The sequence below is a fragment of the Ferdinandcohnia sp. SAFN-114 genome, from assembly GCF_059415045.1.
Window position 1 is genome coordinate 12,895 of the sequence record NZ_JBPFDQ010000013.1, and the last position, 11,655, is coordinate 24,549.

An 11,655-nucleotide genomic window follows, 5' to 3' on the forward strand; every position below is an offset into this window, starting at 1 on the left:
CTTATGAAGAACTTTTCGAACGAGTTTTTTGCTCCTAATGGTCTTCATCGGGCTTATGAAGGACTTTTCGAACGAGGTTTTCGCCCCTAATGGTCTTCATCGGGCTTATGAAGGACTTTTCAAACGAATTTTTCACTCCAAATGGTCTTCATCGAGCTTATGAAGAACTTTTCGAATGAGTTTTTCGACTCAAATGGTCTTCATGCTTACAAAACAATTAATCTCACCAATAGTAAAAAGCCGATTCCCCACATATGGGAAATCGGCTCATTTATTTTTTGGGCCCATAAAACAGGCACCTCTAAATCGGACTAATCGTAAATTCAAATTCCATGTCTTCGTTTGGATTTAGCAGGTATTCTGGGTAAACAGGCGCTCCCCAGCTGTCATCTCCTCCAACGCCCATTTGTTTGCCTGCAACCGTTACAACTGTGTAATGTACATTTGGTAGTTCATAATGATGGGCAGCATTTTCTAGTTCAAACGCCGTGTAAGGTGAGAAATTACATTCTACTGGACGGGAAGTAGATGCAATTTTAATTCCTTTTCCTTCACGGTTGGTTAGGTTTACCCAACGTACTCCCGTGCGATTGCCAGACTCTTGCGGTTTTACATATCCAGACAAGTTGTCTGCAACTGTATTTTTAAATACCCCGAGCCTTGCGCCAGTAGCGCGGTCTGAATAATTTTCTTCTGGCCCCATCGCGTACCACTCTAATTGGTCATAATCAGCAGAAACCTTAAATGAGAGTGCAAAGATTGGCATTTGCGGAAGGTTGTCAGCGCCACGATAGTTTGATTTTACACGAACACTTCCATCTGCAAATACAGTAAACGTATTTTTCACTTCAATTTCCGAATGGACCGAGAAATTATAGGTAAAAGTAACCTCGATACGGTCCTCTTTTTCCTCTACCTCCCAGCCAATCGATTTACGAGCTAGACTAGCTGCATACCAGCATCCTGATGTAAACCCTTGAGAATATCCTTTGTCATTGTCGGTTGTTGCTCTCCAGAATAGTGGAAGTAGTGGTGCCTCAATCATCTCTCTACCTCCATATTTCATCGAAATCAGACTACCCGCCTTGCGACAGAACATAATTGTAAAATCAGTACCATGTATACCAACATTCTGTGTTCCGTATGCCACTCGTAGATTCCCGCTAGGAACTTTTGCAATCTGTTTTTTCTCTTCAAACACAAATTGGCCAAAAGCAATCTCATAACCAGCATCTGCCCAAATCTCTTCTTCTTTCAGTTTAAAAGATGTATGGATGACATACTCGCCTGCTTCATCAAGTAATTCAGATGGCCAACTAAATTCAATTCGTCCCTCACTTTGTGCAGGAATCACCACTGTTTGTTTCTGATTACGATACAATTCCTTTCCATCTAAGAATAAAACGTATTCTAGTTCATATTTTGATGTATCTTCAAAAAGATTTTCATTTATAATCGTTACGCTTGTTTTATCCACAATAAGTTTTATATTTTGATAGAGATATTTTACTTCTTGCATCTTTGGTGATAGCTCGCGATTGGCATAGACAATGCCATTCGTACAGAATCCGTAATCGGTAGGACGGTCACCAAAATCTCCTCCAGTTGCAAGAAAATCCTGACCATAGCGGTCCTTTTTCACCAAGGATTGGTCAATATAATCCCAAATAAATCCACCTTGGTACATCTCATATTTATTTTCAAGAGCCGTGTATTTGTCCATGCCCCCGAGGGAATTACCCATCGCATGCATATACTCACAGCTTATATAAGGCTTTTCAGGATTGTCAGTTAAATATTCCTCAATATCTGCAGGCTTTGCGTACATCCGGCTTTCCATATCGCTTGTGTCATTGTAGTCACGATTATGGAACACACCCTCATAGTGGACAAGTCGACTTGGGTCAACAGATTTAAAGTAATGTGTAACATTTAAAATAACTTCTCCTGCATAGGACTCGTTCCCACATGACCAAATCAAGACGGACGGATGGTTTTTGTCTCTCTCTAGCATTGAAACGGCTCGATCTAAGACAATATCATTCCATTCTGGCTTGTTTCCAGGAATATTCCAAGATGGTTCAACCTGCCCCATCTTCTGCCAGGATCCATGTGTTTCCAAATTCATTTCATCAATCACATAGATTCCGTATTCATCACATAACTCATACCAATAGCTTTGATTTGGATAATGGGAGGTACGAACGGCATTGATATTGTGTTGTTTCATTGTTTTAATATCCCAAAGCATGTCTTCCTTAGTAATCGCACGGCCACTACGATGGTTAAATTCATGACGATTGACACCCTTGAACATAATTCTTTCGCCATTGAGTCGCATGATTTTATCCACAATCTCAAACTTACGGAATCCAACCTTTTGTGGAATAACCTCAATAAGCTCACCTGAAGCGTCATAGATTTGGAGATAAAGTTTATACAAATACGGGTTTTCCGCACTCCACAACTTTGGAGCCTCTACTTCCATCTCTACTGAACCCTTTTCATCCGTAAGTGCACTACTTGTTTTTACTACTCTGTTTCCTTCTTTATCACAAAGCTCAGCTACAATTTCGGAGCCAACTGGGAGATTTGGGAGAAGCTTAAAATCTACTTTTAGCTCTGCCTTTTTAAAAGATGAATCAAGTTCGGTATGAATGTGGATATCCTGTGCATGAATTTTAGGTACGGTATATAGATAGACATCCCTAAAAATACCAGAAAATCTCCAAAAGTCCTGATCCTCTAACCAACTTCCCGTACTACGTTGAAACACCTCAACAGCCAGTTTATTTTCACCTTCTTTTATAAAAGGAGTTAATTCAAACTCAGCTGGTGTGAAACTGTCTTCGCTATACCCAACAAATTCCCCATTCAACCAAACGTAGAAAGCGGATTCTACACCTTGAAAAGAAATATACACAGGTTTGTTTTCCATATTCTCTGGTACTTTAAAGTACTTCACATAGCTGCCAACAGGGTTAAAATCCCTTGGGATTTCTGGAGGGCGTATATCTCGATGTCCATCCCACGGATAAATTGTATTCACATATTGCGGCGTTCCATAACCTTGTAATTGAATGTGGCCTGGAACGGTAATATCTCCCCAGGCCGAGCACTCAAAGTCCGTTTCGAAAAAACGCTCGGGTCTTGAATCAGGGTTGATTGAATAATGGAATTTCCAATTTCCGTTCATGTCGTAACGCATCTTCATCGCAGATGCATTTTTCGCTTCCTCAATTGTTTCATAGTAAACATGGTCAGAATGAGCAGGTATTCGGTTCACTGCAAACACATTTACTTCCGTTAGCCAATCGATACTTGGAGTTTGGACTCGTTTTGTTTCTTGAATTTGAGTATTCGACATCATCATATTCTTCCTTTCTATTCATCTACCATATAGTGTTAGTTACTGGCTGTTTTCATAAGCTTTGTTTTTTTATCGTTGACTTCAGCTTCAGGTGGATGCTTTCCGCGGGCTTGAGCCTCCTCAACGAAATGTGGAGGCGGCTTGCACAGAAACGAGAAAATTGGCCGTCAACAACGCCACGTCCTGTGGCATTGTCGGCACTAGCACATCCTGTGCGTCGGAGACTCCGACAAAGAGGCGTATTTTGCCTCTGAAGGAGGAGTTGAAATTTCTCGAGTTTCTAGCCGCTGCAACTGGACAGGTCGCTGCCGCTTCTGCGGGGTCTCAAGTCTCACGCTTTTCCCGCTGGACATTGAATTTACTTCTTTGAAATAACCCACGCACGAAGAAAATGTGAATACATTTTCGAGGAGTCGCCACCCTACACTCCAATCAACTTGGTTTGCGATTTATTAACAAAAAGCAACAATCTTTTTGAATAGAGCCAAGTTATTTTACCGATCCCATCATTCCTGCTACGAAATGCTTTTGAAGTAGGAAAAAGATGAGTGCTGTTGGTAATGTTGCAATCACAATAGTTGTCATAATCATCCCGAAATCAGGTGCATGGCTCGAACCAAGATTCGAAATAAGTAATGGAATCGTATGGTTTTCAGGTGACTGTAGTACAACGAGTGGCCACAGATAATTGTTCCAACTTGCCATAAACGTAATGATAGCTGCTGCCGCATAGGTTGTTTTCATCGTAGGGACATAGATCCGGAAGAATACACCAAGCTCTGTTAAACCATCGATTCGTCCCGCTTCTAGGAGCGCTCTTGGAAACATCTTTGTATTCTGTCTGAAGAAAAAGATCAGAAATGCTGTTGTAATACTTGGCAACATAGCAGCAGTTAACGTATCAATCCCAATCCCAGGTGCATATTGAGAAATAGTCCCAAACATCCGGAAGAGCGGAATCATCAGTGCAGCAAACGGAATCATCATCGAAAGAAGCAAGATATTAAAGACTACATCCTTTGCCTTACTCCGGTAGATTTCAAAGCCATATCCTGCTAGAGATGCAATGATCAGGGATAATATGGTCGTTGCAATCGAGATGATGGCCGAGTTCATTAAAGCTGGAACAAGGTTGACCGAATTTAATAGGTTCTGGAAGTTTTCCAGCAAATGTGTTCCAGGCAATAACCTCCCATTTGTTACATCAACAGATTTATTTGTCGCACTAACAATCATCCATAGAAACGGAAAAATAGAGATGACTGTAAAAATCGATAGAATAATATAAACGAAAGACTGTTTTATTTTATGCATTTTTATCACCTGCTACTTTGAACTGAATGATCGAGAAGAAAATGATCATAATCACGATTGCATATGACACAGTCGCAGCATAACCAAAATCAGGAGTATATTTAAATGAGAGATCATAAATATACTGAGAGATTGTTAATGTTGCATTACCAGGTCCACCCTTTGTTATGTTCATTACTTCATCAAATAACTGAAGCGTACCGATGGTTGATGTGATGGATGTAAATAAAATAATCGGCTTTAGCATTGGAATTGTAATTTTAAAGAATTGTTGAAATGCATTTGCACCATCAATCTTTGCTGCTTCATATATTGAGTTATCCACATTTTGCAGAGCAGACAGATAAAAAATCATATTATAGCCTGTCCAGCGCCATGTGATTGCGATAATAATCGTTACCTTTGCCCAAAAAGGATCTGTGAGCCATTGAATCGGTTCTGCGATCAGCGATAGATTGATCAGCATTTTGTTTATGATGCCATCTGTACTAAATAAATATTTGAATACGACCGAATACGCTACAAGTGACGTAATACAAGGTAAAAAGATGGCCGTACGAAAGAATCCTTTTAGCTTCAGATTTTTATTATTTAACATCACCGATAAAAACAATGCCAGAATGATCATGACAGGTACTTGGATGATCAGGTAGATTACTGTATTTTTCACAGCCGTTATAAACGTCGGGTCCGTAAATAGCCGCTTGTAATTTTCGAAACCTACAAACTGTAGATTTGTGCCAGCACCCGATTGAAAAGAAAGAATAAGTGCTTGGACCATTGGATAGAAGTAAAATATACAGATCATAGCCGTTGCTATTGAGATAAACGACCAGCCTATTAATCCATTTTTAAACCGGAGTTTGTTGTTATATTTTCTTGGTTTCGTCTCTATGTTCTGCTTCGTAGTTGCTTGTATCACTTCTCTCAACTCCCTACTTATCGAATCAAATGCGCTTGGCGTATTTGCGCCCGATTTTTTTCGAGTTAGCTCGAAAAATTTCCTTTGAAAAATCGTGGCATCCGCCGAAGGCTCTAACTTTATTCAGTTGGGGTTTGAGCCCCTACTGAATAAAGTTATAAGAATAGCCTCGGAAGAGCCCACTTCCGTACTGCAGGTGAGTTCCGAGGACTATTAAATTCGAATCTATTATTTGATTTGTGTTTCTGCTTGTTGTTGTGCATCTTTTAGTACTGTGTCTAAGTCTTGTCCATTCAGATAATTTTGCATGGACACAATTAAAATACTTTCAATCGCATATGTGTGCATCCCATAGTTAACTTGCGGAATTTCTTCAGCCCATTTCGAAAAATCGGAGACAATAGATTGACCACCAAAGAATTCATCTGTTCTCTGATAGGCTTCTCCTTCTGTAGCCGGGATATAAGTACCGATTACCCCGATTTCAGTTACTAATTTTTGATACAAATCTACATTCGAGCCAAATGTCTTTGTAAGGAAATCAACTGCGTTCTCTTTACCTGGAACATTTAGAACATACCACGATGCACCACCTAGGTTAGATGCATTTACAGATTCAATGCCTGGAAGAGTTGGATGAGGTACTACAGCCCACTTACCAGATTGAGAGCTTTCGGCTTTGATGGAAGGAGTAATCCAGTTTCCAGTCGTTACTGTCGCAACTTCTCCACCGTTAAATGTAGCCAAGAATTGATTCCAGTCTGAGTGAAAATTCATTAGGTCGTTCTCAACAAGTTCTTTATAAATCTCAAATGACTTTTTAAGAGCCTTATTATCAGCTATATGTGGCGTAGTCCCATCTTCCTTGACGTACCACTCACCTGCTGACTGAATCATGGTATGAATAATTCCTAACTCATTTGGGTCAAGCGTAAGTAATCTCTTCCCTGTTGCTTCTTTTACTTTCTTACCAATTTCAATGTATTCTTTCCAATCGATGTTTTGTAAGTCTTCAACCGTATAACCCGCTTCTGCTAAGTAATCTGTTCTCACGTATAATCCAGTTACTCCTGAGTCAAATGGAAGACCGTAGTTTTCGTCATTTACACTCGTTGCTTCAACTTTATATGGAACAAAATCTTCTGTTTTATAAGCTCCAGTGAGTGGATGGAACATGTCAGGATACGCTTGTAAAAAACTTTGTGCACGATAATCCTCAATTAATACGATATTTGGCAATCCTTTCGTTGTCCCAGAACTTAAGCTCGTATTCAGCTTTTGCACAATGTCATCCTGTGCATTTTCAATAATCTTGATGTTAACGTCTGGATTTTCAGCTGAATACACTTCTTTTGCTAATTCAATGGCTTTAATGTTAAAGTTTGGATCCCATGCCCAAACAGTAACCTCATTTGTATCTGAGTTTCCCTCTGGTTCAGTACTATTCGAAGACCCCGAAGAACACGCAGCCAACAAAAGCATGCTAACCATTAATAGTGCAATTACTTTCTTCATGTTTGAATCCCCCTTAAGAATGTCAGTTAATGTAAGCGTTGTCCTCCTTACATTTTCAATGTTATCATCACGTAGCGCGTAAGAGTTAGGACGATATTTTTGTAAATTTGTGATATTTTTGTATGTTGGTTACGCTTCCATTTACTAACTTGTATTATCTTTAGGTTTTGTGAATTTTTTTAGCTTTTTTGTATTGGAAGTGTGATACGAACCTTTGTCCCTTCTCCGAGATTACTTGAGATCGTCACACCATAGTCTTCTCCATATAATAGCTGGATGCGTTCGTTAACATTCCGAACACCGATCCCACTGAACATATGTTGTTTGCGCTTCGTATCCGGAAGTATATGATTGGTAGACACTTCCATTCCGTCACCATTATCTAAGACCTCACAAATAAGGGTATCCTCTTCTTTCCAAACGAGAACATTAATAGTCCCACCACTCTTTTTATTAAAGCCATGGAAAAAGGAATTTTCTATAAATGGTTGTAAAATAAGTTTTGGAATTTGAACATCGTTGCTTTCCGGTCCGATAAAATAATTTACTCGAATTCGCTCACCATATCGTTTCTGGTTAATAAAGACATAGCTTTTTAAATTATCAATTTCCTGGTCCACAGTGATTGTTTCACTAATATTGCCAATGGTATTTTGAAGGAGAGAGATTAGCGCATTAACTGTTTCGGTTGCCTCTTCTTTTCCCCCTTGCTGCACCATGAACTTGATTGAAGTTAACGTATTATATAAAAAATGTGGATTAATTTGTTGCTGGAGTGCCGCTAATTCTGCATTCCGTTTCTGTTTTTGGCTCAGCACAAGCTGGTCTACATACTCATGAAGCTCATCAAGCATTGAATTGAAAGCTTGACCAATTTGACGTGTTTCATACGTACCCGTTACCGGTATATAATGATCAAAGTCATTTTTGGGAGTATTTTCAATTTGCTTTACGAGATTTGTCAACGAATTTGTCAACCTTCTTGAGGCAAAGAACACAATGATAATCGCTAGAATCATAAATAGTACGCTAATCATGACAATCGATTTTTTATCAATGATGTCCTTAAACGCTGTTTGTTTATCAATTAAATTGACCAAATACAAATTCATGGTAGGGCTATATTCAGACATAATAATATGATCTTTCCCCTTAAAATCTGTATCCATATAATTCTTTTGTTGATCCTCTAATTGGATGGCATAGTCAAGGAGTTCTTCTTCCTTTTTTCCAATGAACTCCTCCCGATTACTAGATAAAATGGTCCCTGACGGATCCATCACTAGCACGTCATTTCCTAAACTAGTATAGCTACTATAAAACTTTCGAAAATCTTCTTCTAGAATCGTAAAGTACATGGAACCATAAATATAGTTTGACGTACGTTCCATAAATGCCTTTGATGCAATAATGAATTGATCATCCTTTTGTTGTTCAAGATGATAAAGCAGTTTTTTAGGCTGTTTTAGTGTTGCCGTAGTAATGAAGTGATCCTGCAATCTTTCATCCGATAAGGCCCATGCAGGTCGATCCGTTGCATAACTAACACCATTTATACCATGGACCAAAATGCTTACATTATAAGCTTCCACACTTGATTCTATCGTTTCCAATTGTGAATTTACTTGATAATAATAGCTGCCCAACATACGATTTGAGTGATTACCTGTGAGAAAACTCTTAACCGTTCCGTTTTGTAAGAGTTTATTCGAAGCAATCACAATCGAATAATGAAAAGTACCTAAGCTCTCCTTTATCTGGTCCATCACCTTGCTATTGTTAAAACTAAACCGCTCGACAAAAAACTTCTCTGACATTCGGAAAGTGGTCCATGATATCAATGAGGAAACCGTAACAATGATAACGATGGTAAGAAGAAACATTTTATAAAACAGACTATTATGTTTAAATCCATTACGTAAAATTCTCATGTACATCTCATCTCTTTTTTCGTCTAAATTTACTAGGTGACATTCCGTGTACCTTTTTAAAAACTTTACAGAAATAACTATGATCCGAATAACCAACCATTCCACTAATTTCTGAAATGGGTGCTGTATCCTTTAGCAGGAGCTGTGAAGCTTTTTCAATTCGAACTTTATTCAAATACTCAATAAATCCTTCTTTATTATGAGTCGAAAAATAGCTGGACAAATACGAAGGATTAAAATGGAAATGTTCGGCTACACCAGCAAGGCTTAGTGGTTCCGCATAATGTTCTTCAATATATTGCAGGATTTTTTTCATATTCAAATTAATCGGTTGATTCTTCTCCGATTGTAGGCATTTGTTTACTTGTTCAATAAAAGTTAGTAGAATTTCGACTGTTTCAGTAGATGATTGAGCCTCATTAATTGATCTGAAATATTCATACTTGGCATTCTCTATCTCCGCGAAATCGTACTCCGAATTACCCAGAAGAACGGTAATGTGAAAGATGATATGTTCAAAGAATGATTTAAACTCAAATACATCTGTTGTATAGCTTGTAGAAAATGAAGTTACATAATCCTGCAAATAGCTGAAAGCATCTTGGAAACGTTCTTGCTTACATTCGTTTGTGAACCAGTCTATCTTAAAAGGTTCAATGTTAGGAATGTCTCTTTGTAAATCTTGCTCCCGTAAAAGAGGGATGTCCGGAAAATAAAATCGATATTGCATTAATTTTGAAACCTTCTCACGATAAATGAGTCCAATCTGTGAGAAGTTTACGAACGGATCACTTAGAACAAAGCCTGAATCCGTTTGGCTTTCTGCCACCATGTTTGCAAAATCAACGACCCTTTTGGTCTGGTCTTTATTTACATTCAGAAGAATGACGGTTTCATCTTTAGTAAAGGGAATCATGTGATAGATTACTTGGGCTACAAATGATTGAAACTGTCCGGTGATTCGATCCTGTATTTGACTGCGTTCAACCCGTGGAAGGTTCCCACTAAAAACAACCCCTAATAGATAGAAACTGTCATAAGGAAACACCCTAGCTATCAGTTCGGCATCGTAATCTGTTTCATACCCTGACATAATCTTATCAATGACATGATCGATCGATATGTGATCCTGTTGTTTAGTCTCAATTGGATCTGCAGAGGGTAATTTGCTTACTGCTTTATTTAGCACGCTTAAAAGTGAATGAGCATCCAGCTTGGGCTTTAGTATATAATCAACAACTCCACTTTGAAAGCTAGACCGAACATAAGCAAACTCTCCGAAACTACTTAATACGATGATTTCAATCTCTGGATATTTTGACTTTACGTTTCTGGTCAATTCTTCTCCGTCCATAATTGGCATTACAATATCAGTAATGAGGATTTGGGGCTGCGTTTGTTCAATGACCTCAAGAGCTTCCTTTCCATTTGAAGCTTCCCCGACAATTTGAAAACCTTCCTGCTCCCAATTCACATAATGTTTGATCCCCTGTCTAATTAAGACTTCATCATCAACAATCACAATTTTACACAATTCCTTTGTTGCCATTTGTTGTTCACCCTATTTGCAAATTTTTAATACCTATTATACACGTCTATGTCTTATCTCCCTCGCGAACAAATATATGAAACCATTTCCTTTGCTGCATAAGAAACATACTTGTCTTTTTTTAATATAATTCCTATCTTCCAGATAATAGTTGGTTCAATCGGAATGGCTTTAATGAGACTTTGGTCTACTCTTTTCGCAAGGGATTGAGGAAATATCGAAACGCCCAGATTCTGCTTCACCATCTCCGTAATAAAGTCCCAATACGTACTTTGGTACGTAACATTGGGGCGGAACCCGGCTTTTAAGCATTCCTGCAGAACTTGCTGATAGAGAGTGGAATCATCTTGAAAATGGACAACTGATTCATCCTTTATGTCGATTATAGACACCTTTTCTCTAGTAGCAAGAGGATGAGAAGAATGAACAAATAACATCATCTCCTCCTCTACTATAGGAATCACATCAAATTCATCTTCCTCTACAGGTAATGGGGCCACACCTAAATCAAGTATCCCTTCTTTTACCGAATCCTTTATTTTTAGTGCACCATTTTCAACTAGTTGGATTGAGATATCAGGATGTAAATTTCGAAATCCTTTTATAATTTTTGGGAAGAACAAATATCCAATAAGAGGAGGCACCCCAATTTTCAGCTTTCCTTTTTTCAAATTCATCATGTCATTTAAGAGCGAAGATAAATCATCTATCTTCTCTAAAATCTTTTTTCCTTCCTCAAATACAATTTCTCCTGCAACGGTTAACTCGATCCTCTTCGCTGTCCGATCAATTAGTTCCACTTTCAACTCATCTTCAAGATTTCTTACCATTTTACTAATGGTCGGTTGCGTTAAGCAAAGGACTTGAGCTGCACGAGTAAAGCTCTTTTGCTTTGCCACTTCAATAAAATAATATAATTGCTTCGTATCCATGGTTCGACTCCTTTATAGATAGTGTTCATGACTGGTAACGTTATTATTCATTTTAGCTATATGTAGAATTTTGTACAAATTTTCGAAGATGTTGCAAACCGAAGGCGTATCGGGCTAAATGT

At 38.4% G+C, this 11,655-nt stretch carries 7 protein-coding genes; all 7 read right to left on the minus strand.

Translation table 11 applies throughout. From position 1 onward, the window contains the following. Window positions 1-301: 301 nt before the first annotated feature. Window positions 302-3,367, minus strand: coding sequence for a beta-galactosidase, LacZ type (gene lacZ / locus ACR65M_RS06125; protein ID WP_494776417.1), 3,066 nt, complete (start codon window positions 3,365-3,367; stop codon window positions 302-304). Window positions 3,368-3,859: 492 nt separating this feature from the next. Next, window positions 3,860-4,684: a carbohydrate ABC transporter permease gene (locus ACR65M_RS06130; RefSeq protein WP_440272859.1), complete on the minus strand. Its 825-nt coding sequence runs from the start codon at window positions 4,682-4,684 to the stop codon at window positions 3,860-3,862. Continuing rightward, window positions 4,677-5,603: a carbohydrate ABC transporter permease gene (locus ACR65M_RS06135; RefSeq protein ID WP_440272887.1), complete on the minus strand. Its 927-nt coding sequence runs from the start codon at window positions 5,601-5,603 to the stop codon at window positions 4,677-4,679. Before ACR65M_RS06135 ends, ACR65M_RS06130 begins: the two co-directional genes overlap by 8 nt. Window positions 5,604-5,834: 231 nt before the next feature. Beyond that, window positions 5,835-7,121, minus strand: a complete 1,287-nt coding sequence (locus ACR65M_RS06140; RefSeq protein WP_440272860.1) for an ABC transporter substrate-binding protein — start codon at window positions 7,119-7,121, stop codon at window positions 5,835-5,837. A 179-nt stretch (window positions 7,122-7,300) separates the two neighbouring features. Next, window positions 7,301-9,052, minus strand: a complete 1,752-nt coding sequence (locus ACR65M_RS06145) for a sensor histidine kinase (RefSeq protein WP_440272861.1) — start codon at window positions 9,050-9,052, stop codon at window positions 7,301-7,303. Between the two features lie 7 nt (window positions 9,053-9,059). Continuing rightward, window positions 9,060-10,601 carry a response regulator gene (locus tag ACR65M_RS06150; protein WP_440272862.1) on the minus strand — a complete coding sequence of 514 codons (1,542 nt, stop codon included), beginning with the start codon at window positions 10,599-10,601 and terminating at the stop codon, window positions 9,060-9,062. A gap of 53 nt (window positions 10,602-10,654) precedes the next feature. Then, the gene (locus tag ACR65M_RS06155; RefSeq protein ID WP_440272863.1) at window positions 10,655-11,533 is read right to left on the minus strand and encodes a LysR family transcriptional regulator; all 879 of its coding nucleotides are present in this window, start codon (window positions 11,531-11,533) and stop codon (window positions 10,655-10,657) included. Between the last annotated feature and the right edge of the window lie 122 nt (window positions 11,534-11,655).

Coding starts and splice junctions, on each gene's coding strand:
- ACR65M_RS06130 (WP_440272859.1), bottom strand. CDS start 4,684: ATGCATAAAATAAAACAGTCTTTCGTTTATATTATTCTATCGATTTTT.
- ACR65M_RS06145 (WP_440272861.1), bottom strand. CDS start 9,052: ATGAGAATTTTACGTAATGGATTTAAACATAATAGTCTGTTTTATAAA.
- ACR65M_RS06155 (WP_440272863.1), bottom strand. CDS start 11,533: ATGGATACGAAGCAATTATATTATTTTATTGAAGTGGCAAAGCAAAAG.
- ACR65M_RS06150 (WP_440272862.1), bottom strand. CDS start 10,601: ATGGCAACAAAGGAATTGTGTAAAATTGTGATTGTTGATGATGAAGTC.
- ACR65M_RS06140 (WP_440272860.1), bottom strand. CDS start 7,121: ATGAAGAAAGTAATTGCACTATTAATGGTTAGCATGCTTTTGTTGGCT.
- lacZ (WP_494776417.1), bottom strand. CDS start 3,367: ATGTCGAATACTCAAATTCAAGAAACAAAACGAGTCCAAACTCCAAGT.